Consider the following 22,961-nt stretch of genomic DNA (forward strand, 5'->3'; position numbering starts at 1 on the left):
ATGTGGATGAGCCAGAATCATGCGACCTCGAACCTGAGCTTGCTCGCCCCCCGTGTTGCGGGCGACGCGTCCGTCCTCACGCCAGAGGCGCTTCGCTTCCTCGCGAGTCTTGGACGTAAGTTCGCTGACCGGGTACCGGCCCTGCTCGAGCGGCGGCGCGAGGTGCAGGCGCGGCTCGACGCGGGCGAGCGGTTCGATTTCCTCCGCGAGACGCGCGACGTGCGCGAGGCGGACTGGACGGTGGCGCCGCTGCCCGAGGACCTGCTCGACCGGCGCGTGGAGATCACCGGCCCCGTCGATCCCAAGATGATCATCAATGCCTTGAACTGCGGCGCGAGCGTGTTCATGGCGGACTTCGAGGACGCCACCTCGCCGACGTGGAAGAACCTCATCGAGGGGCAGGCGGCGCTGCGGCTCGCGGTGCGGCGCGAGCTCCGCCACGAGGATCCGGCCACGGGCAAGCGCTACGCCCTCGGCGACAGGCCCGCGACCCTGCTCGTGCGCCCGCGCGGCTGGCACCTCTGGGAGAAGCACGTCGAGATCGACGGAAAGCCGCTGCCGGGCGGGCTCTTCGATTTCGGGCTCTTCTTCTTCCACAACGCTCGTGAGCTCGTCCGCCGCGGTACCGGTCCTTACTTCTACCTGCCGAAGATGGAGAGTCACCTGGAGGCGCGGCTCTGGAACGATGTGTTCCTGTTCGCGCAGGATGCGCTCGGCCTGCCCACCGGCACGATCAAGGCGACCGTCCTCATCGAGACGCTCCCCGCGGCGTTCGAGATGGACGAGATCCTCTATGAGCTCCGCCAGCACTCGGCCGGGCTCAACTGTGGTCGCTGGGACTACATCTTCAGCTTCATCAAGAAGCTCCGGAACGACCCGGCCTGCGTGATGCCGGACCGGTCGCAGGTGACGATGGAGCAGCACTTCCTGCGCTCGTACACCCAGCTGCTCGTGAAGACCTGCCACCGCCGCGGCGTGCACGCGATGGGCGGCATGGCGGCGCAGATCCCGATCAAGAGCGACCCCGAGGCGAACCGCGCCGCGCTCGAGAAGGTGCGCGCCGACAAGCTGCGCGAGGTGAAGGACGGGCACGACGGCACCTGGGTGGCGCACCCGGCGCTCGTGCCGCTCGCGCGCGAGGTGTTCGACGCGCACATGCCCGCCGCGAACCAGATCGAGCGGAAGCGCGAGGACGTCAGCGTGACGGCGGCCGACCTCCTGCGCGTCCCGCCCGGCGCGCGCACCGAGGCCGGCCTGCGCCACAACATCCGCGTCGGCGTCCAGTACCTCGAGGCGTGGATCAGCGGCCTCGGCTGCGTCCCGCTCTACAACCTGATGGAGGACGCGGCCACCGCCGAGATCTCGCGCACCCAGGTCTGGCAGTGGATCCGCCACAGGGCGACGCTGGACGACGGCGCGCCGCTCACCGAGGAGCGCTTCCGCGCGGTCGTCGACGGCGAGATGGCCGCCCTGCGCGGCGCGCTCGGCGAGGCGCGCTTCGACGGCGGCCGCTTCGCCGACGCGCGCCGGCTCTTCGAGCGGCTGTCGGTCGGAGAGACCTTCGAGGAGTTCCTCACGCTGCCTGCTTACGAGCTCCTGATCTCGCGCGCCGGAGCGCACAGCTCGTGACGCGCAGCCAGCTTGTTTTGACGTCGACACAGCGGCAGCTGCCGCCCGCAACCCCAACGCACTAGGAGCCCAGTCATGTCCGCTGCCTTCCCGCTCAACACGTCGATCTCCGCCGATTCCCTGCACGCGACGCCGAGCGACGTCGCCCCCGGCCGATGGAGCGGCATCGTGCGCCCGTACTCCGAGGCCGACGTCGCGCGCCTCCGCGGCACCGTCCGTATCGAGCACACGCTCGCCACCCTCGGGGCCAAGCGGCTCTGGAACTTGATGCACAGCGAGCCCTACGTGGCGGCGCTCGGCGCCCTCACCGGCAACCAGGCGATGCAGCAGGTCCGGGCCGGGCTCAAGGCCATCTACCTGAGCGGGTGGCAGGTGGCGGCGGACAACAATGAGGCCGGGACCATGTACCCCGACCAGAGCCTGTATCCGGCCAACAGCGTCCCGACGCTCGTGCGCCGCATCAACCAGGCGCTCCTCCGCGCGGACCAGATCGAGAACGCCGAGGGCAAGGCGGGGCGCTACTGGCTCGCCCCCATCATGGCCGACGCCGAGGCCGGCTTCGGAGGGCCGCTGAACGCCTTCGAGCTCATGAAGGCCATGATCGAGGCGGGCGCCGCGGGCGTGCACTTCGAGGACCAGCTCGCCTCCGAGAAGAAGTGCGGGCACATGGGCGGCAAGGTCCTCGTCCCGACCAGCCAGTTCATCCGCACGCTCGTCGCGGCCCGCCTCGCCAGCGACGTCATGGGCGTGCCGACCGTCCTCGTCGCCCGCACCGACGCCGACAGCGCCAAGCTCATCACCTCGGACGTCGACCCGCGCGACAAGCCGTTCATCAGCGGCGCGCGCACGCCGGAGGGCTTCTATGTGCTGAAGGGCGGGCTCGATGCGGCCATCGCGCGCGGGCTCGCGTACGCGCCCTACGCCGACCTCGTCTGGTGCGAGACCTCGACGCCGGACCTCGACCAGGCGCGGCGCTTCGCGGAGGGGGTCCACAAGCAGTTCCCGGGCAAGCCGCTCGCCTACAACTGTTCTCCCTCGTTCAACTGGAAGAAGCACCTCGACGACGCGACCATCGCGCGCTTCCAGCGCGAGCTCGGCGCGATGGGGTACAAGTTCCAGTTCGTCACCCTCGCCGGGTTCCACGCGCTCAATCACAGCATGTTCGAGCTCGCCAGGCAGTACCAGCGCCGCGGGATGTCAGCGTACTCCGAGCTCCAGCAGGCCGAGTTCGCCGGCGAGCAGTTCGGCTACAGCGCCACGCGCCACCAGCGCGAGGTCGGGACGGGCTACTTCGACGAGGTCGCCCAGGTGATCTCGGGCGGCGCGGCGTCCACGCTGGCCCTGCACGAATCCACCGAGGCCGCCCAGTTCTGAGCGCCCGCGCCGCTCTGCCGCGCACGTCCGCGCGTCGTCCACGCCGTTCCTGGCCCGCCCGCGCTGCGTCGCCCGCGCCCGCCCCGAGGGGAGCGCCGCGCGCGGCGAGGGAGCGGGCCGCGCGGCGCCCTCTCCACGGTGGTCCAGGGGGGGCCGTTCGAGTAGGCTCCGCTCGGGCCGCGATACCCGGCTGCGCCCGGCCGCGTCGCCCGAGCCGAGGTGAAAACAGCTGTGACAACGCAGAGCCCCAGACCGAGCGACGCTGACAGCGGCGGCGCCGCGTCCAATTTCATCCGCAACATCATCGCCGAAGACCTCGCCGCAGGCAGGCACACGCGGGTCGTGACCCGGTTCCCGCCCGAGCCGAACGGATACCTGCACATCGGACATGCGAAGTCGATCCTGCTCAATTTCGGGCTGGCGGCCGACTTCGGGGGCGCGTGCCACCTGCGGTTCGACGACACGAACCCAGCGGCCGAGGACCTGGAGTATGTCGAGGCCATCCAGCGCGACGTGCGCTGGCTAGGCGGCGACTGGGGTGACAAGCTCTTCTTCGCGTCGGACTACTTCGAGCGGCTGTACGCGTTCGCGGTGGAGCTCATCCGGAAGGGCAAGGCGTACGTGTGCAGCCTGAGCGAGGCGGAGACCCGCGAGATGCGCGGCACCGTCACCGAGCCCGGGCGAGACAGCCCCTACAGGAACAGGTCCGTCGAGGAGAACCTGGAGCTCTTCGCCCGGATGAGAGCAGGGGAGTTCCCGGAGGGCGCGCACGTGCTCCGGGCCAGGATCGACATGGCCGCTCCCAACATGAAGATGCGCGATCCGCCGATCTACCGCATCAAGCGCGCGCGCCACTACCGGACGGGCGACGCCTGGTGCGTCTACCCGCTGTACGACTTCGCTCACAGCCTCTCCGACGCGATCGAGGGGATCACCCACTCGATCTGCACGCTGGAGTTCGAGAACAACCGGGAGCTCTACGACTGGTTCATCGAGAACCTCGACGTCCCGTCCCGCCCCCGGCAGTACGAGTTCGCGCGGCTCAACCTGAACTACACGGTGATGAGCAAGCGCAAGCTGCTCGGGCTCGTGAAGGGCGGCCACGTGACGGGCTGGGACGACCCGCGCATGCCCACCCTCGCCGGCCTCCGGCGCCGCGGCGTGACGCCCGAGGCCATCCGCTCCTTCTGCGAGGAGATCGGCGTCGCCAAGACGAACAGCATGGTCGACATCGCGAAGTTCGAGTCGTGCGTCCGCGACGACCTGAACCTCCGCGCCCCGCGCGTCATGGCCGTGCTGCGCCCGCTCCGCGTCGTCCTCGAGAACTACCCCGAGGGGCAGGTGGAGGAGATCGACGCGCCCTACTGGCCCGAGGACGTGCCGAAGCAGGGCTCCCGCAAGGTCCCTCTCTCCCGGGTGCTCTTCATCGAGCGCGACGACTTCCTCGAGGACCCGCCCAAGAAGTGGTTCCGGCTCGCGCCAGGGCAGCAGGTGCGACTCCGCTACGCCGGGTTCATCACCTGCCGCGAGGTGGTGAAAGATCCGACCACAGGAGAGGTGGTCGAGCTCCGGTGCACCTACGATCACCCCACGAAGAGCGGTGAGGCGCCCGACGGCCGCAAGCCGAAGGGGACGCTGCACTGGGTCTCGGCCACCCACGCGATCCCCGTCGAGGTCCGGCTCTACGACCGGCTCTTCGCGGTCGAGCGGCCGGACGCGGTCGAGGAAGGAAAGGACTTCCTGGATAATTTGAACACTGGTTCGCTGGCTGCCCTGACCGGATGCCGGGTGGAGCCGAGCCTGTCCACCATCGAGCGGGGCAGCCATGTCCAGTTCGAGCGCCAGGGGTTCTTCTTCGTGGATCCGGTCGACTCCGCGCCCGGCGCGCCGGTCTTCAACCGCACGGTGGCGCTCAAGGACTCGTGGTCGAAGCTGGCCGGCGAGAAGCCCGCTCCGGCCGCGGCGCCCGAGGGCGCGGCCGCGAAGGCGCCGCCGAGGCCGAAAGCCGAGCGCGCGACCTTCGAGGAGCGGCTCGCGCGGCTCGACCCGGCGCGCGCCGAGAAGGCCAGACGCCTCGTCGAGGCGCGCGGGATACCCGGCGACGACGCCCTCGTCCTGGCCGAGGACGACGGCCTCCTCCGGCTGTTCGAGGAGGCCGTGGCGGTCCACGACAACCCGAGGAGCGCCGCCAACTGGGTCATCCACTCGCTCTCGCGCGAGCTGAAGGACAGGAAGACAGGCGACCTGCCCTTCTCAGGTGCGCAGCTCGGCGAGCTCCTGGCGCTGATTGATGACGGGACGATTTCCGGAAAGATAGCGAAAGATGTACTCGCTGAGATAATGCAGCAGGGCGGTAGCCCGCGGGCCATCGTGGAACGCAGAGGGCTCCGGCAGGTGGCCGACGAAGGCGCCCTGGAGCGCATCGTCGACCAGATCATCGCCGGGCACCCCGGCGAGGTTTCCCGCTTTCGCGCCGGGAATACGAAGCTGATCGGGTTCTTCGTCGGCCAGGTCCTGAAGGCCTCCGGCGGCAAAGCGAACCCCGACCTGGTCAATACGCTGCTGACCAGGAAACTGGCGTAAATCTCCCACCCACACGCTGCTTCGCTTCCCCCCTGCTCGGGGTGCGCGGGAGTGCTGCGCTCTGCGTTGTCCCGCGCCCAGCACCTGACTACGTGATGCCTGTCATGGCAGTGTGGAGAAAGATATCCCGCAAAATGTCCATAAAATAATTGAACTTGAGAGATGGATTGGTGTAGATGAGATTAGGACTATGGAATCTGCACGCCAGTTCGCTCTCATCGTCTGCGTGGCGGTATCGTCCTCGCAGGTTGCTTGTATCGCGTCGACCGAGCTCGATGGGCTCGATGGCGAGGATGAGGCGGTGGCGGAGGTGCAGCAGGAGGTCGTGGTCTACAACGCGCTGACCCGCAACGCGCTGACCCGCAACGCGCTGACCCGCAACGCGCTGACCCGCAACGCGCTGACCCGCAACGCGCTGACCCGCAACGCGCTGATGGGCAATTCGCTCACGAGCGAGGCGCTCAGTGACCCCGAGGCGAGGGAGCTCCTCAGCTTCATCGTGAGCTGCGCTCTCCCCGAGCACGAGAGCGTCGAAGTCGACGTCGGCCGCAAGTCGTACTTCTTCGCCGGGGAGCTCGGGCTCGCGCCCGAGTGGGGCAAGAAGAACGGCTCGTGTGGCGAAAAGTGCCAGGAGTGGGTCTCGGCCTGCCTGCTCTCGCGCGTGAACTACCGCGGCGAGCATGTCATGATCTCGCTCCGCGGAAAGGACGACGCGCTCTCGTCCACGAAGAAGGAGCGCGACAGGTACGACGCGCCGGAGGCGACCTACTACGGCAACGTGTTCCTGGACACCCAGCGCCGCTTCGCGTGCCTCGCGCCCGGGAAGAGGTCGATCCCGCGCGTCTGCGGGCCCTCGCTCAACGGCTGCGTGGTCGACGTCGTGGGCGAATGTGAAGACGTGTGCGATGGGCCACGGCACGACGGCAGCTTCACGGACTGCCGCGACCGGGCGCCCGTCTTCACGCTCCCGTGCGGCACCGGCATCTTTCCGCGCGGCACCGACCGGTACAAGGCTTCGGTGAGCGTCTTCCTCGAGTAGCATCGCGCAGCGTGGAGTCCGGCGCTGTCCTCGCGAGCCGCTTCGTCGTCGAGCAGCAGGCTGCGGCCGGGGGGATGGGGACGGTCTACCGCGCCCACGACCGCCTCGACGGCCGCCCTGTCGCCCTCAAGCTCCTGCACAGCCGCGAGGCCTTCGACGTCGAGCGCTTCGAGCGCGAGTCGCAGATCCTCGCCGAGCTGAGCCACCCGGGGATCGTGCGGTACGTCACCCACGGCCGGACGGGCGCCGGCGACCACTACCTCGCCATGGAGTGGCTGGAGGGCGAGGACCTCGCGGCGTGCCTCGCGCGCCGGAAGCTCTCGCTCGCCGAGAGCCTCGGGGTGCTGCGCAGGACGGCGGACGCGCTCGCCTTCGCGCACTCGCGCGGGATCATCCACCGCGACGTCAAGCCGAGCAACATCTTCCTCGTCGCCGGCGACGTCGGCCAGCTCAAGCTCGTCGACTTCGGGATCGCGCGGCCCGACGGGGAGTCGCGGCGGCTCACCTACACGGGCGGGATCCTCGGGACGCCGGGGTACATCTCGCCCGAGCAGATCGAGAGCGGGAGCCCCCTCGACGCGCGCGCGGACGTGTTCTCGCTCGCGTGCGTGTTCTACGAGTGCATCGCGGGCCGCCCGGCCTTCGAGGGGGCGCACGTCATGGCGGCGCTCGCCAAGCTCCTGTTCCAGCAGACGCCCCGGCTGCGCGACGTCCGCGCGGACGTGCCGGAGCCGCTGGAGCTCCTCGTCGACCGGATGATGGCGAAGAACCCCGAGGAGCGGCCGCGCGACTGCGGCGACGTCGGGGTGCAGCTCGCGCAGATCGCGGAGGCGCTGGACGCCTGGGCGACGCCGCGGCCCGCCACCCTGGCGTCCCAGCGCGACTCGACCATGCGCTCGGCGCGGCCCCCGGGCTTCCTCACGCGCAGCGAGCAGCGGCTCGTGTCCCTCGTGCTCGCCGGCGAGCCGGACGACGTCGAGATGAGCGTGGCGGCGGCCGGCGGCGTGCCGAGCGCATCGGACGTCTCGAGCGTGCTGCAGGAGCTCTCGAACGAGGGCCCGGGCTCCGCGGTGCCGCGCTCGGAGGTGCGGGCGGCGGTGGAGCCCTACGGCGCCCACATCACCGAGATCTCGCGCGGGTCGCTCATCGCGATCCTCGCCGGCGCCGGGAGCGCCGTGGATCGGGCCGAGCGGGCGGCGCGGTGCGCGCTCGCCCTGCGCGCGCGGTTCCCGGGCATCCCGCTCGCGGTCGCGACGGGGCGCGGGGTGTCGTCGGCGAAGCTCATCGAGGGCGACGTGATCGACCGGGGGGTGCGCGCCCTGCGGGCGGCGCAGGGCGGGGTCGTCCGGCTCGACGACGTGACCGCCAGCGTCGTCGGCGGGCGGCTCAAGGTGGACTCGGACGAGAAGGGGCCGTTCCTCGCGAGCGAGACGGCGGCCGACGAGAGCACCCCCGTCCTCCTCGGCAAGCCGAGCCTGTGGGTCGGCCGCATCCGCGAGCTGTCGATGCTGGAGGGCGTGTTCTCCGGGTGCGTGAGCGAGTCGCTGGCGAGCGCGGTGCTCGTGCTCGGCGCGGCCGGGGCCGGCAAGTCGCGGCTTCGCCTGGAGTTCCTCACCCGGGTGCGGCGCCAGCTCGCGGGGCTGGAGATCCTCTCCGGCCGGGCCGAGTCGGTGGCCGCGGGGTCGCCGTTCGGCCTCATCGCGGACGCGATCCGCCGGACGGCGGGGATGCGCGAGGGCGAGCCGGTGGAGTCCCGGCGGCGCAAGCTGAAGCGCCGGCTGGGGCGCCACCTGAGAGGCGACGCGCTGAACCGGGTCGCGGCCTTCCTGGGCGAGCTCACGCGGACGCCGTTCCCCGACGGGGAGACGAGCGGGCTGCGCGCGGCGCGCGAGAACGCGATGCTGATGGCCGACGCGACGCGCGCGGCGTGGGAGGACTGGCTCGCCGCCGAGTGCGCGGCGCAGCCGGTGCTGCTCGTGCTCGAGGACCTGCAGTGGGGCGATCCGGCGACGGTGCGCCTCATCGACCAGACGCTCCGGAACCTCCGGGACCTGCCGCTCATGCTGCTCGCGCTCGCCCGACCCGAGGTCAGCAAGCAGTTCCCCGGCCTGTGGACCGACCGCGAGGTGCAGACGATCAAGCTCGGGCCGCTGCCGGCCAAGGCGAGCGAGCGGATGGTGCGGAGCGCGCTCGGCGAGGACATGTCCGCCGAGATCGTGGCGCGGGTCGTGGAGCGGGCCGACGGCAATCCGTTCTACCTGGAGGAGCTCATCCGCGCGGTCGCGGACGGCAAGGGGGACGTGCTGCCCGACTCGGTGCTGGGCACGGTCGAGGCGCGGCTCGACGCCGAGGGGCACGAGGCGAAGCGGGTGCTGCGGGCGGCGAGCATCTTCGGCGATCGCTTCTCGAAGCTCGCGGTGGCGGCGCTGCTCGGCGGCGCCACGCGCGTGAGGGAGACCGAGACGTGGCTCGACGCGCTGGCGGCGCGCGAGCTCATCGCGCCGGCCTCGACGCCGGGGTGGCTCATCCCGACCGACTACGTGTTCCGGCACGCGATCGTGCGCGAGGCCGCGTACGCGATGCTGACGGAGCCGGACCGCGCCCTCGGGCACAAGCTGGCCGGCGAGTGGCTCGAGCGCAGCGGGCACACCGACGCGATGGCGATGGCGGAGCACTTCCGGCTCGGCGGCGAGCCGGAGCGCGCGGTGAAGTGGTACCGGCGGGCCGCGGAGCAGGCGCTGGAGGCGAACGATCTGGCGAGCGCGCTCGCGCGCGCCGAGATGGGCATCAAGTGCGGGGCGGCCGACGAGGAGCTCGGGCGGCTGCGGCTGGTGGAGGCCGAGATCAGCCTGTGGCAGCAGGAGACGGCGCTCGCCGCGCAGCGCGGCACCGAGGCGGCGAGCCTCGTCCGGACCGGCAGCACGGCGTGGTTCCGCGCCATCGGGCAGGTGATCGTGGCGGAGGGGAAGCTCGGCCACTTCGATCGCGTCGAGGCGTGGGTGGCGCGGGCGGCCGAGGCCACGGGCGCGATGAGCGCCCGGATCATGTGCCTGTGCGAGGCCGCGACGTACCTGATCTTCGGCGGCCGCTACGCGGCGGCCGACAAGCTGATCCAGATGCTCGACGCTGTCGCGAGCGAGCCCGCGGGGCTCGATCCGCAGGCGGCGGGGCTCTACCAGCAGGCGCGCGCGATCCGGGCGCAGACGAAGGGCGACATCGGGGCGGCGCTGAGCGGGCTCACGGCGGCGGTCGCGGCGTTCGAGCAGGCCGGCGACCGCCGGAACGCCTGCGCGGTGCGCGAGAACCTGGGCTTCCTGTACTGCGAGCTCGGCGATTTCGAGGTGGCCGAGTCGGCGCTCCGGACGGCGCTCGCGGCCGCGCAGCGCATGGGCCTCGACGATCTGGAGACGGCCGCGCTCCAGAACCTCGGCTACGTCATCGCCCACCTCGGGCAGCTCGAGGAGGCGAAGCTCCTCGAGCTGCGCGCGGCCGCGGCGTTCCAGCAGCAGGGCGACCGGCGGATGGAGGGCGTGACGCTGACGTACCTGGCGAAGATCCTGCTGCTCTCGGGCGATCCCGCGGCCGCCGAGCGCGAGGCGCGCGCCGCGGTCGAGGCGCTGACGGTGGCGCCGCCGCTCCGCGCCGCCGCCGTCGCGGTGCTCTCGCGCGCGCTGCTCGCGCAGGGCCGCCGGGAGGAGGCGCTGCCGGCCGCGCGCGAGGCGTTCGCGCAGCTCGAGGCGGCGGGCTCGCTCGAGGAGGGCGAGTCGCTGGTGCGGCTCGCCTACGCCGAGGCGCTCGCCGCCGCGGGGGCCGAGCGCGAGGCGGCGGCGGCGCTCGCCGCCGCGCGCGAGCACCTGCTCAGCCGCGCGGAGAAGATCAGCGACCCGAGCTTCCGCGAGCGCTTCTTGACGTGCGTGCCCGACAACGCGAGGACCCTGGCGCTCGCCGGGTGACGCCTCAGGGGGCCTCGCCCCCGGCCGCGTGGAGCCGGGCGGGCGCGCCGGAGGGCCCGTGCGGTAGCCGGTGCGCTCACGCGGGCAGCGTCGGTCGATCCGAGGCGGCCTCTGCCGCTTCGCGCTCGGCGATGGCGGCGGCGTGGCGGCGCAGCCGGTCGGCCATCACGTTCGGGATGCGCTCCGCGGCCAGGAGCGCGGCGGCCAGCGCGCTGCGCGCGGCGGCGAGCCGGCCGCAGCGCAGCGCGGTGACCGCGCGGATCTCGAGCACCTCGATGTGCTCCTGGCCGACGGAGCTCTGCGCCGAGCGGTCCACGAGGGCGTCCCACGCGGCGTCGCTCCCGCCCCGCGTCGCCAGGTCGATCATGGCGCAGAGCACCTCCTCCGAGGGGCCCATCAGCGCGTCGGCGCGGCCCTCCGCGCGCGCCTGCTCCTGCATCTCGCGCATCCGCTCGAACAGCGCGCGGGCCTCGGCCTGCTCGCCGCAGTAGAAGAGGAAGCGGGCCTCGAGGAGCAGGGCGACCGGCCGGCACGTCCCGCAGAACCGGTGCTGCTCGATCTCGAGCGCGCGCTCGATGTGCGGCTTCGCCGCCGCGAGGTCGTCCATGAGGTAGAGGTACTCGCCGAGGTTGTACTCGCCGACCCGCTCCAGCCCGCTCTGGCCGAGCTCGCGTGCGAGCGACAGCACCCGCTCGAGGTCGGCGATCATCCGGGTCTTGTCGCCGCGGCACGCCCAGAGGAGCGCGCGGTTGTTCGTCACCGAGCCGAGGTGCAGCGTGTCGTGGTGCGCCTCGCAGAGCGCGATCGCCTGGCCGAGCGCCTCCTCGGCCTCGTCGAGCCGGCCGAGCCCCTGGAAGACGAAGCCGAGCATGAGCAGCGAGATGACCCGCGTCTCGTAGCCGTCGTCGCCGAGCGAGGAGGAGGCGGCCGCCGCCCGCTCGAGCGCGGCGGCCGCCTCCTCCTCGCGGCTGAAGCGGTGCAGCGAGCGCCCGACGCCGAGCGCGAGGCGCGCGGCGAGCGCCGGCGACAGCGCGATCCCGGCGGCGAGCGCGCCCGCCTCCTCGACGCGCTCCTCGGAGCTCTTGAACTCGTCCATCCAGTCGAGCGCCGTGGCCTCGTCGAGGAGGATGTCGATCTGCGCCGGGACGTCGCCCCGCGCGCGCGCGATGCTCCGCGCGCTGGCGAAGTCGGCGAGCGCGTCGTGGTAGCGGCCCAGGCGGTAGCGCATGAGGCCGCGGCCCCGGTGCGCGGCCGCGCGGTCGGGGCGCGCGCGGGCCGGCGCGCCGCCGTGCGCGGGGCGCGCCGGCCCGCGCCCGCCCGCGCTCGGGGCGGTCGGCTCGATCGGCTGCTCCAGCGCGCGACTGTAGAGCGTCTCCGCGTCGAGGTAGGCGTGCCGGGCGCGCGCGCGCTCGGCCAGGGTGAGGTAGGCGGCCTCGGCGACCTCGCCGAGGCCCGCCTGGGCCGCGTGGTACGCGAACGGGATGAGGCGCGCGTCCTTGAGGTGCGGCGCGTCGCGCTCGCCCACCTCGTCCCCGGAGGCGTCGCGGTGCAGCTTGAAGGCCGCGAGGTGGACGCGCCGGCGGAGCGGCTCGGGCGCGCCGCGGGACACCGCCTCGCGGACCAAGGCGTGGCGGAAGCCGATGCGGCCTCGCCGGTCCTGGACGAGCAGGCCCGCGGTGAGCAGCCGCTTCACGGCGACCTCGGCGTCGAGCGGGAGATCGTCGGCCTCGCCGTGCTCGTCGAGCCGCTGGAGCACGCCGGCCACCTCGGCGACGGCGACGTCGGGGCCGAGGAGCGCGATGAGGCGCGCGTGCGCCTGGAGCGCGGGCGGGAGCGCGTCGATCTCGCCGAGCGCGAGCCAGTCGAGGAGCGGCATGTCGGGGAGGCGATCGAGCTCGTCGGTGGCCAGGTACCAGGCGTCGCCCCTCGGGTGCCGGCGCACGATGCCCTCGCGCTTGAGGCCGCGCACGAGCTCGATGAGCAGGAGCGGGACGCCCTGCGCCCGCTCGACAAGGTGCGCGAGCGCGGGCTCGGGCACGTCCTCCGCGGGCAGGAGCAGCCGCCGGCAGAGGGCGATCGCGCTGTCGCGGTCGAGCGCCTCGAGGCGGTAGGTCTCGCGGCGCGCGGCGCGCTCGCCCCAGTCGGGGCGCGCGCTCTCGAAGGTCGGCCGCCCGAACGCGCAGATGAACAGCCGCGTCTGCGCCTCGGCGAGCGCCGCGTACTCGAGCGCGGCCAGCGCCGCGTCGTCCGCCGCGTGCGCGTCGTCGAGCACCACGAAGAGCGGCGTCCGGCGCGACCGCCGGCGGAGGGCCTCGCCGGCCGCCACGGTGAGCGCGGCGCGGAGCGCGCCCGGGGCCGCGGAGAGCGCGCGGAGCTCCGGGTAGCGCCCCTCGGCGACCGCGGCGTCGCTGATCCAGCCGAGCGCGAGCGCGACGGCGGCCCCGAGCCGCGCCTGCTGCGCGGCGCCGAGGCGGCGCCGGAGGAGCTCGCGGCCGCCGTCCGCCGGGGGGGACGACGGCAGCGAGAGCGCCTGCTGGAGGATCTCCCGGATGACGCGGTCCGCCCCGCCCGCGACCGGCTCGCCGGTCCGGAGCTCGATCACCTCGGCGCGGACGTCGAGCTCGCGCAGCCGCTGCACGAGGGCGCCGGCCAGGCGGCTCTTGCCGTGGCCGGCCACGCCGATGACGCTGGCGATGGTGGGCGTCGCGTTCTCCACGGCGTCGCGCGCGCCCGCGACAAGCGCGTCGAGGACCTCGCTCCGCCCGAAGAGCGGCTGGGAGCTCGTGTCGAACGCGGTGTCGGCGTCGGGCCGGGCGGAGGCCGGCCCGGGCTGGACGGAGGCCGGCCCGGGCGGGGGGAGGGAGTCGCCCGGGGGCTGCGAGCCGCTGTCGCCGAGCGCCGCCACGGCGGCCGGCGACAGGGCGAGCCCCGGGGGATCGCCCGGCGCGGAGCGATCGTGACGGTGGAAGAGCGGGCTCAGGAACCGCCGCGAGCCGTCGGGCCGCGCCTGGACGGACACGGACGCGACGTCGAGCAGCCCGCGCGAGAGGACGCGCTGCTGCTCGAGCTCGCGGCCGGCGTGCATCGCGCGGCGCAGCGGGCTCGCGCCGTCCGCGTGGTCGAAGACGGCGACGAAGCGGCTGCCCGCGGCGTGCGCGAGCTCGCCGCCGAGCGCGCTGAGCCGCCGCTGGAGGGCCACGACGTCGAGCTCGGCCTCGAAGAAGAGGAGCGCGACGGCGCGCCGCTCGACGCGGCGGGCGCTCGGCGGCGGCGGCTCCGTGTTGGGGCGCCGGAGGCGCGAGGGGCGGCGCTCCTGATCGCGCTCGAAGCTCTCCAGGGCGGCGCCGAGCGCCGCGGCGCTCTCGAAGCGCTGGCTCCTGTCCTTGACGAGGCACTGGAGCACGATCTCCTCGAGCGGGCGCGAGATCGGCGCGAGCGAGGAGGGGCGCGGCGGGCGGCGGCCCAGGTGGTCCTGCCGCACCAGGGCTGGGGGGCCCCAGAACGGCGGCTTGCCGGTGAGCAGCTCGAACAGCACGACGCCGAGGGCATAGAGGTCCGCGCGCGCGTCGACGTCGCCGCGGCCGTCGCACTGCTCGGGCGCCATGTACTCGGCGGTGCCGGGCGCGTCGCTCTCGGCGGTGATGCAAAGCGACGCGCCCGACACCGCCGCGAGGCCGAGATCGATGATGGTGGCGCGGTGCCCGCCGTCCCGGGCGGCCGCGGTGAACGGCGCGCCGGACAGGATGAAGAGGTTCTCCGGCTTGATGTCGCGGTGCACGTAGCCGCGCGCGTGGACCGCCTCGAGGGCCTGGAGCGCGGCGCGGACGAGGGAGCACGCCGCGCGCGCCGGCATCTGGCCGGCGACGCCGGACGCGACCATGCGGTCGGCGAGCGTCGGGCCGTCGAGGTACTCCATGACGAAGTACGGCAGCCCGGAGGGGAGCTGGCCGCACGCATGGACGACGGGCACGTGGGGCGGGCCGATGTCGTGGAGGGCGCGCATCTCCTCGACGAGGCGGACGCCGGCGTCGGGCCGGTCGGCGCGCGCGACCTTGATCGCCACGGTCGGACCGCCGTCCTCCGGCTCGGCCGCGAACACGGCCCCGAACCCGCCCGCGCCGGCGAGCCGGAGGCCGCGGTAGCCCGCGATGCTGGGCGGCGGCGCCTCGAAGAGCCAGCCGGCGCTGGAGTCGTCCGCGCCGCTCGGCGCGCCCGGCTCCGGGCCGGCCTGCCGCACCACCGGGCCGTGCTGCGGACACCCGGGATCCACGTGCGCGACCCGCCGGCCGCAGTCCCTGCACCGCGCGGCGAGCGCCCCGGCGCGGGCAACGCGTCCGTCTCGACGAGCATCGGGCAACATGGGGGCCTCAGGGCAGGAACGTCGTAATCACCGCGGACGACGACTCGCCACCATGGTTGGTGCAGCTCGGGCGATAGCCGCCGGCGGCGCTGAGCCCGCCGCACGCGAGATCGCATGAGCCCACGATGTGAATGTTCGGGCATTCCCGGACGTTGCCGTCGGCTCTGAGGAGCCCCGCGGCGCAGTCCCTGCCGAGGGCGCGAGAGCTCTCCGCGTTCGACTCGTTGTAGCAGGCATAGAAGCGGGGGGATCTCGTGAACAGGTTGCCCCAGAACGCGCCCTCCTCCCTCGGATACGACGAGACCTCGCTCCGGTCGGGGTACCTGAGGGCCACGTGTGGCCCGCGGGACGAGATCATCACCGAGATGCCAGCCCGGTTTGCGCGGGACGCCACGCAGGCCGAGATCCACGGCTTCCGGGAGGCGCTCAGCGGCTCGTCGCGCCAGCCCGGGGCGAGCCCGAGGTGCCCCGAGTAGACCTCCTCATGCAGCTCGCCGAGCTCGTCGTGCCACGAGAATCTGAGCGACTGCGATGGGTTCAGCGCGCAGCTGACAATGTATTGAAGGAGCTGCCTGGACATCGCGCCGAGCTCGCCTGGGTCGGTGATGGCGGTGATGGCGGTCTCCGCGAGGCTGCTCCCCTCGAGTCTGTTCGGGGCGAGCGCGCTCGGGTTGAGCGCGCTCGGGTTGAGCGCGTTCGGGTTGAGCGCGTTCGGGTTGAGCGCGTTGTAATTCCGGAGCGCACTTGAGACTTCTTCGACCGACCCCAACTCCGCAGGAAATCCGTCGCTGCCACCGCAGCACGGCAATGAGACCAACAGAAACATGCGCAGGTGCCGCGCGTGAATTCGCCTCTTCATCTGTTCCCCCCCATTCTGCTAGCAGATGGAATAGGCTACCGTCGGGATAACGATGGATTTACTGTACCACCAGGTGAAGCGACGTGTAGCGCCAACACGATCGTCCCGTGCTGGTAAAAACGTCGCTCGGGTGAGCCCTTAGTCGTATCGGGGGGGTTATGACACTGGATGCGATAGCAACGCGTGATAACGAGACGCGGGCATTCTCCCTGGAGGAGAGGTCGTTCTCCCGAGGCGAGCTGCCGTGCGGCGCGCGCGCGGGCAATTACAGCGTTGGAGCGCCCATCGCCCGGGGCGGATGTGGAGCTGTGTACGAGGCGAGACATGTCCAGACGGGCGCGCGTGTGGCGATGAAGGTGCTGCACGGGACGCTCGCCGCCTCGCCGAAGATGGTGAAGCGCTTCCTGCGCGAGATCGAGGTGGTGCGGCTGCTCAACCACCCTGGGATCGTCGAGATTCATGACGCCGGCGAGCTCCTGGACGGCCGGCCGTTCTACGTGATGGAGCACCTCGACGGGGTGACGCTCGACGTGCTCCTCCGGCAGGAGGGGAGGCTCTCGCCGGAGCAGGCGCTCGACCTGCTCGAGCCGGTCTGCTCGGCGCTCGACGCGGCGCACGCCGCCGGCATCATTCATCGCGACGTGAAGGGCAGCAACATCTTCGTCTCGCGGGGCGCGCCGCGGGCGGTCAAGCTGCTCGATTTCGGGATCGCCAAGCTGATGGAGCCCGACGAGGGGCTCAGCGGCTTCACCACGGCGGGGAGGGCGCCCGGCACGCTCACGATCATGGCGCCCGAGCAGATCCTCGGCGGCCCCCTCGACGCCCGCGTCGACGTGTATGCGCTCGGCGTCCTGCTCCACCGGCTCCTCACGGGCAAGCTCCCGTTCTACTCGCCGGACGCGGCCGAGCTGCTCCGGCAGCACCTGGAGGAGCCCGCGCCGCGCCCGAGCCGGCGGACCCCGTTGCCGCCCGCGCTCGACGCGGTCGTGCTGCGCTGCCTGGAGAAGCAGCCGGAGCACCGCTACCCGTCGGTGAAGAGCTTCCTCTGCACGCTCCGCGAGGCCGTGGGCGAGCCGACGTCGGGGCGGAGCAGCATGCCGGAGATCGAGGCCGACGCGATCGCGGTCTACCTCGACCTCCGGCTGCGCACCGACGCCGACGACATCGACGATACGCTCGCCGAGGAGCTCGGCCTCGTGCTCGACATCGCGGAGGAGCGCCTCCGCGACGCCGGGCTCACGCTGGTGTCCGTGACCGGCAGCGAGATCCTCGGCGTGCGGCTGCTCTCCGGCGAACCCGGGGTGGCGCTGCGGGAGCGCGCGGCGGTGATCGAGATCGCCGCCGCGCTCCACGAGGAGATCGGGCTGAGGAGCCGCCCGGACACGCTCGTGCACCCGAATCTGTGCCTGCACGCCGGGCGGGTCGTGGTGCGCTCGATGATCCACCCGGAGATCCTCGGCGGTGATCTGGCCCGGGTCGGCGCGTGGGCGCCGGTCGAGCCGGTGCACGGGCTCTGCGCGACGGAGGAGGCGGTCCGCGGGGTCGACGGGCTCGATCTCTCTCCGGGGCCGGGTGGCCTCGCGCGCATCGGCGAGCTCTCGGCGCAGGGCTCGTCGCCGGCGCCGACGCTGCGGAGCCGCGCGGTCTGAGGCGGCGGGCGCGTGGTCCTCGCCGCGCGCCGCGCGCCGCTCGGCGTTCCGCGACGTGCGGTGTCAGGGAAGCGACGGGCGCGCGCCCGGCGTGGACCCCCTGGCGGACTCGGGAGCTCCCGGAGTCGATATGACGACGCAAAAACGATCGTGAGGCGATTGCCGCTGGACGATAGATGCCATTATAAGGGCCGCCCGTGGGCGCCGGTCCGCGCCTCGCCGTTCCGGAAAGCTTTCATGTCCATGCGCCTCCAGCAAGCTATCCAGACCCTCCTTGATTCCGCCCCTCTCCTCCGCGATGCATCGAGCAGCGGCAACGTCCGGGTGCTCGCGTCGCTCCTCGGGCCAGCCTTTCGCGGCTTCGTCCAGCGCCGCGGCAAGGGCGTGGGCTCGACCGATATCTCGGTTGGATACGAGGCCAGCTTTAACTGGAGTTACGGGCGGGACGACCCCGACATGGCGAGGCTCTACCACCTGGCCAAGACGTCCCAGTGGAACGCGACGACCGACCTCGACTGGTCTCGGGACGTCGACTGGTTGGATCCGGCAATGCCGCTCTTGCCCGACAGCTGGATGCCGCCGTCCAAGCTGCCGAGCTGGGGCAGGCTCTCCGCGCGGGAGCGGGCGACGCAGCGCCACGGCCTCCTCTCCTGGATGCTGAGCCAGTTCCTGCACGGCGAGCAGGGCGCCCTGTTCGCGGCGTCGCAGGTCACCGAGTGCGTGCCCTCGCTCGACGCCAAGCTCTATGGGAGCACGCAGGTCGCCGACGAGGGGCGCCACGTCGAGGTGTTCCACGCCTACCTCACGCAGAAGCTGGAGAAGCTCTACGAGATCAACGACAACCTGTATGTCGTCATCGACGCGATCATGAGCGACGGGCGGTGGGACATGAAGTTCCTGGGGATGCAGATCATGATCGAGGGCCTCGCGCTCGGCGCGTTCGGCTCGATTCGCCAGGTGACGAGCGAGCCGCTCCTCAAGGACGTCCTGCGGTCGGTGATCACCGACGAGGCGCGTCACGTGCATTATGGAGTCCTCGCGCTGAGCAGGTTCTACCGCGAGGGCATAGGCGAGCGGGCGCGGAGGGAGCGGGAGGACTGGGCGTTCGAGCTGTCGCTCTTGCTCCGCAACCGGTTCCTGGCGCACGAGTTCTATGACGAGTTCTACGCACATCGCATGACGCGCTGCGCGTGGGATAAGCTCATGCTCGACAGCGACCTGATGGGGTTCTTCCGCCGGACGATGTTCAAGCGGATCGTCCCGAACCTGAAGCGGATCGGCCTGCTCTCCGGGCGGATCCGGCCGCGCTACGCCTCGATCGGGCTGCTCGAGTACGAGCACGGGCGGTCGGCCAGCGAGCTGACGGCCAAGGAGCTGCTCGACGACGCGTGAGACCGGGGCGGGCGAGGCCCGGGGGCGGCGCGCGCAGGGCGGACGCCCGCGCCGTCCTCCGGGGCGCGATCAGCAGGTGGCGCCGAGGCAGGCCGCGACCTCGACGGCGCACTGCTTCTGGATGCAGCTGAAGTCGCCGTTGCAGACGGGGAGCAACGGGAGGGCGCACGTCATGAACTGATCGACGAAGAACTGGACGTCGGCGCAGCCCCGCGACACGCAGTTCGAGACGCACGCCAGGCTGAAGGCCGGCGGCGACTGCTCGGTGTCGATGCACCGGGAGGCGCAGGCGATGACCTCCTGGCAGTCGGCGACCTCGCACGCGCCGCAGTCCGCCGGACAGACGGCGCACGTCTCGAAGCTCTCGCAGACGCCGTTCGGGCACACCGAGCACACGCCGCAGTCGCGCTGGCACGACGCGCACGTCTCCGTCCCCGAGCAGGCGCCGTCGCCGCAGGAGGCGCAGGCGCCGCAGTCCGCCGGGCACGAGAAGCAGCTCTCGATCCCGGCGTTGCACACCCCGTTGCCGCAGGGGGCGCAGGCGCCGCAGTCGGGGGCGCACGAGGAGCAGTCCTCCGACGCCGCGCAGAAGCCGTCGCCGCAGCCCGCGCACACGCCGCAGTCGGCCGGGCAGGTCAGGCACGTGTCGGCGCCGCTGCACGCGCCGTCGCCGCAGCTCGGACAGAGGCCGCAGTCGATCGGACAGCTCGAGCACGACTCGGGCCCCAGGTCGCAGGCGCCGTCGCCGCAGCTCGGACAGAGGCCGCAGTCCGAGGCGCAGTTGCCGCAGTTCTCGGGGCCCGCGCAGGCGCCGTCGCCGCACGCCCCGCAGACGCCGCAGTCGCTCGGGCAGCTCGAGCAGGTCTCGGCGCCGTTGCAGGCGCCGTCCCCGCACCCCTGGCAGCTGCCGCAGTCGGGGGCGCACGAGGAGCAGTCCTCCGCGCCGTCGCAGACGCCGTTGCCGCACGCCCAGGGATCGGCGCCGGACGAGCCGAAATCTTCCCATGTCTCGGTGCGGCCGCAGCCCGCGCCGAGCCCGGCGACCGCAGCGGCAACGAGCGCGGACCAGGCGAGGGCGCGCGCGGAGAAGAAGCCAGGGCGATGCCGCCCGGACCGCAGCAGGAAGCTCAGTCGGCTAGTGGTACCCATACGATCGGCCCCCGGGGCATGAGAGATCGGGTTGTAAGGAGGAGCGGAAGCGGCTCGCGGGTCGCGGCTGCGCCGCGCCGTCCACAAACGACGTGCGGACGGAACATACATGGAGAGCGTCGGCTGAAGGCGTCAAAGCACAGGCGCGCCGCCCTCGCCGTGCGGCCGGGGTGACGGGGGTGGGCGGCGGGCTACCGGGCTCGGCGTCCGGCCGGAGAGGCGGGACGGAGCCGCAGGCACAAAATGAAAGAGGGCGACGCCTCCGGAGAGGCGCCGCCCAAAGCACTCCGCGGTGCGCGCTTCACCCAGGAAGCGGCGCGCCGCGCAGGAGGCTCACTGCGCCGGAGCCGCCGCCGGGTCGGCCGCGGGGGCCGCCGGGTCGGCCGCGGGGGCCGCCGGGTCGGCCGCGGGGGCCGCCGGGTCGGCCGCGGGGGCCGCCGCCGGGTCGGTCGGCGCCGCCGACGGGTCGGTCGGCGCCGCAGGGCTGCCGCCGCAGGCGACGGCGAGAGACGAGACCGAGACGGCGACGAGCGCAAGAACGAGCTTGTTCATGGGAATCCTCCGAAATAGAGGGCGGCGAGGCCGCCCCCAAACAGCAGACGTATGAGCCGCACGTCGAAAATCCGGCGGCCACCCACCCAGACGCCGCAGGTCGACAGAACGGCTCACAGTTTTTTCGATGAGCCGCCCGGGCCCCACCAGGCGTCTAGAAAGCCGTGGGAAGCCCGGTGCGCACCCGGCTCTGCTCCGGACAGGAGCCGCCCGGGACGCGAGGCTCCGCTCTGGCCGAGCGGCCCGCTTCCCGCGGCGGCGTCTCGATCACACCCCAGCTGCTCCTTTTCAGGTACACGAACCCATGGCTGTGAGACCTCAGCGAGGGCGCCTGCGCCTTGTCGACCCGGCCGCCCCGGTGGCGGAGGCTCAGGCGGAGCTGGGTGAGGCAGGGTTCGCCCCGGAGGAGCGCGGCCGGAGCGAGCTCCAGCCCGGAAGCGCGCGCGGAGGGAACGCCGGGGACAGGCGGAGCGCCGTCGCGGGCGGGCCGGCGGAGCGAGGGGGAGGCCTTACGGAGCTGCCGGACGCGCAGCTCGTGGTGCTCGGCGCGCGGGGGGACGTGAACGCGCTCGAGCAGCTCTACCGGCGGCACGCGGCCTTCGCCATCCACCTCGCGGCGCGCATCGAGGGCTCGGCGCGCGACGTGGAGGACATCGTGCACGACGCGTTCCTCCGCGCCTTCGAGCGCCTGGGCGACCTCGTGGATCCCGCCGCCTTCCGCGCCTGGCTCGGCTCGATCGTCGTCCACAAGGTCCGCTCGCGGATGCGGCGCGCGCGGCTGCTCGGCGTGCTCGGGATGGGCAAGTCGAGCGAGCCGGTCGATCTCGACGCGCTCGCGAGCCCGGCCGCCTCTCCCCACGCGCGCGCGCAGATCGCGCAGATCTACGCCCTGCTCCAGACGCTGCCGGCCGACGACCGGATCGCGTGGATCCTCCGCTCGGTGGAGGGGCACGATCTCGAGACGGTCGCGCAGATGACCGACTGCTCGCTGGCCACCGTCAAGCGGCGGATTTCTCGGGCGCAACACTTCCTCGACGGTCACTTTGTGGATCCAACCAACAGCGAGGCGTCATCATGAGCCGGCGAGCGCTACCCCGGATTGCCCCCGCAGATCTGCGCGACCACGCGACCGAAGAGCGGATCGCGCGCGTCTGGGGCCGCATCGAGCACGACCTGGCGGCGCGCGAGCCGTCGTCGCCCCGCCGCGCGGGCGTGGCCGCGCTGCTCGCGGCGGCGACGTTCTCGGCGTTCGCCGGCGGCCTGTGGCTGGGCAAGGCGATCTGGAGCGACGGGCCGGCGGCGTCGGCGCCCACCGCCGTGGCGCCGGCCGACGACGCGCCGTCGCTCGTCGACGTGTTCGCCGCGGGCTCGCGGGGGCGCACCTTCCAGCTGCCGGGCGGCGGCACGATCTCGCTCACGGCGGGCACCACCGTCGAGGTCGTGCAGGCGGACGGCGGCGCGCTGACGCTGCGGCTCGTGCAGGGCGAGGCGTGGCTCGACACCGTGAGCGGGACGCGCTCGGCGGCGCTCTCGATCGTCGCCGGCGAGGCCCGGCTCGCCGCGGCGGCGGGCAGCGTGCTGCGCGTGAGGCACAACGTCGACGACATCGACATCAACGTCGCGGACGGGTCGGTCAAGCTCACGTCGCCGGCCGGCTCGCGGGAGCTCGGGCGCGGCGACGCCGAGGAGGGCGTGCCGATCCGGCAGCCCACGGCGGTCGTGGCGCCGCCGGAGCCCCGGCGAGCCCGCGTCGCGTCGCTGCCGCGCTCGAGCGCGGAGGTGGCGCCCATCGCCCCGCCGGTCGACGCGCCGGCCGCCGCGCCGGTCGCGGCGCCGGACTGGCGCGCGCGGTACAACGCGGGCAACGTCGCCGAGGCGCTGCAGAGCCTGAAGCAGCAGAGCGGCGGCGTCGACGGCGCCATCGCCTCCGCGAAGACGGCGAGGGAGCTGATGGACCTCAGCGATCTCTTGCGCGCGAAGGGCGGCGACCGCGCCGCCGCGATGCGCGCCTTCGCGCGCGTCGTCGAGGGGTTCCCGGCCGACGCCTACGCGCCGATCGCGGCCTACAAGCTCGGCGATATCTACGCCAGCATGGGCGAGCAGGCGCAGGCGGCGAAGTATTTCGGGCAGGCGCGCTCGCTGGCCCCCGAGGGCAACCTCGCGGAGGACTCGTTCTGCAAGCGCATCCGCACCGAGGTCGCCGCCGGGCACAAGGAAGAGGCCTCGCAGATGGCCAAGGAGTACGTGGCCACGTACCCGGACGGCCGGTGCGAGGACGTCCAGCGGATCGTCTCGGGCGAGGTGGAGGCCGAGGATGGGGAGGAGGAGGCCGCGCCGCCCCAGCCGCAGCCGGCCCCCGACGCGGCCCCCGCGCCGTGATCTGCCCGCGCCCCGCCTCGTCGCGATTCGCGTCCTGCTGAGC

Annotated in this window: 13 protein-coding genes; 9 read left to right on the forward strand and 4 right to left on the reverse strand. The window is 72.8% G+C overall.

All coding sequences use genetic code 11. From position 1 onward, the window contains the following. Positions 1–6 precede the first annotated feature (6 nt). The 5 genes from aceB to WMF28_RS42485 all read left to right on the forward strand — a co-directional run bounded on the left by aceB (position 7) and on the right by WMF28_RS42485 (position 10,578). Positions 7–1,629, forward strand: a complete 1,623-nt coding sequence (aceB, locus tag WMF28_RS42465) for a malate synthase A (protein ID WP_437599453.1) — start codon at positions 7–9, stop codon at positions 1,627–1,629. A 75-nt stretch (positions 1,630–1,704) separates the two neighbouring features. Continuing rightward, positions 1,705–3,003 (forward strand): isocitrate lyase, encoded by a 1,299-nt coding sequence (gene aceA / locus WMF28_RS42470; RefSeq protein ID WP_437599454.1) that lies wholly within the window; start codon positions 1,705–1,707, stop codon positions 3,001–3,003. Positions 3,004–3,234: 231 nt separating this feature from the next. Beyond that, positions 3,235–5,586, forward strand: coding sequence for a glutamine--tRNA ligase/YqeY domain fusion protein (locus tag WMF28_RS42475; RefSeq protein ID WP_437599455.1), 2,352 nt, complete (start codon positions 3,235–3,237; stop codon positions 5,584–5,586). A 190-nt stretch (positions 5,587–5,776) separates the two neighbouring features. Next, complete coding sequence (locus WMF28_RS42480) at positions 5,777–6,625, forward strand: hypothetical protein (RefSeq protein ID WP_437599456.1); 849 nt, start codon at positions 5,777–5,779, stop codon at positions 6,623–6,625. Between the two features lie 11 nt (positions 6,626–6,636). Then, the gene (locus WMF28_RS42485; RefSeq protein WP_437599457.1) at positions 6,637–10,578 is read left to right on the forward strand and encodes a serine/threonine-protein kinase; all 3,942 of its coding nucleotides are present in this window, start codon (positions 6,637–6,639) and stop codon (positions 10,576–10,578) included. 76 nt (positions 10,579–10,654) lie between these two features. Here WMF28_RS42485 and WMF28_RS42490 read toward each other — a convergent pair whose 3' ends face one another. Beyond that, on the reverse strand, positions 10,655–14,938 hold the full coding sequence (locus tag WMF28_RS42490) for a serine/threonine-protein kinase (RefSeq protein ID WP_437599458.1): 4,284 nt from the start codon (positions 14,936–14,938) through the stop codon (positions 10,655–10,657). 7 nt (positions 14,939–14,945) lie between these two features. Further along, entirely contained in the window at positions 14,946–15,707 is a 762-nt protein-coding gene (locus WMF28_RS42495; protein ID WP_437599459.1) for a hypothetical protein, read from the reverse strand. A gap of 248 nt (positions 15,708–15,955) precedes the next feature. Between WMF28_RS42495 and WMF28_RS42500 the strand changes: the two genes are divergently transcribed. Beyond that, a complete protein-coding gene (locus WMF28_RS42500; RefSeq protein WP_437599460.1) occupies positions 15,956–17,446 on the forward strand; it encodes a serine/threonine-protein kinase in 1,491 nt (496 codons plus the stop codon). Between the two features lie 456 nt (positions 17,447–17,902). Next, positions 17,903–18,838 carry a ferritin-like domain-containing protein gene (locus tag WMF28_RS42505; RefSeq protein WP_437599461.1) on the forward strand — a complete coding sequence of 312 codons (936 nt, stop codon included), beginning with the start codon at positions 17,903–17,905 and terminating at the stop codon, positions 18,836–18,838. 69 nt (positions 18,839–18,907) lie between these two features. Here the strand turns inward: WMF28_RS42505 and WMF28_RS42510 are convergent, their stop codons facing one another. Both WMF28_RS42510 and WMF28_RS42515 read right to left on the reverse strand, forming a co-directional pair. Continuing rightward, positions 18,908–19,987, reverse strand: a complete 1,080-nt coding sequence (locus WMF28_RS42510) for a hypothetical protein (protein ID WP_437599462.1) — start codon at positions 19,985–19,987, stop codon at positions 18,908–18,910. 333 nt (positions 19,988–20,320) lie between these two features. Further along, positions 20,321–20,539, reverse strand: coding sequence for a hypothetical protein (locus tag WMF28_RS42515; protein ID WP_437599463.1), 219 nt, complete (start codon positions 20,537–20,539; stop codon positions 20,321–20,323). A 304-nt stretch (positions 20,540–20,843) separates the two neighbouring features. Here WMF28_RS42515 and WMF28_RS42520 point away from each other — a divergent pair, with 304 nt between their 5' ends. Both WMF28_RS42520 and WMF28_RS42525 read left to right on the forward strand, forming a co-directional pair. Continuing rightward, positions 20,844–21,617, forward strand: coding sequence for an RNA polymerase sigma factor (locus WMF28_RS42520; RefSeq protein ID WP_437599464.1), 774 nt, complete (start codon positions 20,844–20,846; stop codon positions 21,615–21,617). Beyond that, positions 21,614–22,918, forward strand: coding sequence for a FecR domain-containing protein (locus WMF28_RS42525; RefSeq protein ID WP_437599465.1), 1,305 nt, complete (start codon positions 21,614–21,616; stop codon positions 22,916–22,918). The genes WMF28_RS42520 and WMF28_RS42525 overlap by 4 nt, the downstream gene beginning before the upstream one ends. Positions 22,919–22,961: the final 43 nt, after the last annotated feature.

The organism is Sorangium sp. So ce590, assembly GCF_051521365.1.
In the GTDB taxonomy this organism is placed as follows: Bacteria; Myxococcota_A; Polyangia; order Polyangiales; family Polyangiaceae; genus Sorangium.

Bases quoted from the DNA above. Each gene is read 5' to 3' on its own strand.
- WMF28_RS42510 (WP_437599462.1), bottom strand. From the start codon at position 19,987: ATGGGTACCACTAGCCGACTGAGCTTCCTGCTGCGGTCCGGGCGGCAT.
- WMF28_RS42480 (WP_437599456.1), top strand. From the start codon at position 5,777: ATGGAATCTGCACGCCAGTTCGCTCTCATCGTCTGCGTGGCGGTATCG.
- aceA (WP_437599454.1), top strand. From the start codon at position 1,705: ATGTCCGCTGCCTTCCCGCTCAACACGTCGATCTCCGCCGATTCCCTG.
- aceB (WP_437599453.1), top strand. From the start codon at position 7: ATGAGCCAGAATCATGCGACCTCGAACCTGAGCTTGCTCGCCCCCCGT.
- WMF28_RS42490 (WP_437599458.1), bottom strand. From the start codon at position 14,938: ATGTTGCCCGATGCTCGTCGAGACGGACGCGTTGCCCGCGCCGGGGCG.
- WMF28_RS42520 (WP_437599464.1), top strand. From the start codon at position 20,844: ATGGCTGTGAGACCTCAGCGAGGGCGCCTGCGCCTTGTCGACCCGGCC.
- WMF28_RS42505 (WP_437599461.1), top strand. From the start codon at position 17,903: ATGGCGAGGCTCTACCACCTGGCCAAGACGTCCCAGTGGAACGCGACG.
- WMF28_RS42525 (WP_437599465.1), top strand. From the start codon at position 21,614: ATGAGCCGGCGAGCGCTACCCCGGATTGCCCCCGCAGATCTGCGCGAC.
- WMF28_RS42515 (WP_437599463.1), bottom strand. From the start codon at position 20,539: ATGAACAAGCTCGTTCTTGCGCTCGTCGCCGTCTCGGTCTCGTCTCTC.
- WMF28_RS42500 (WP_437599460.1), top strand. From the start codon at position 15,956: ATGACACTGGATGCGATAGCAACGCGTGATAACGAGACGCGGGCATTC.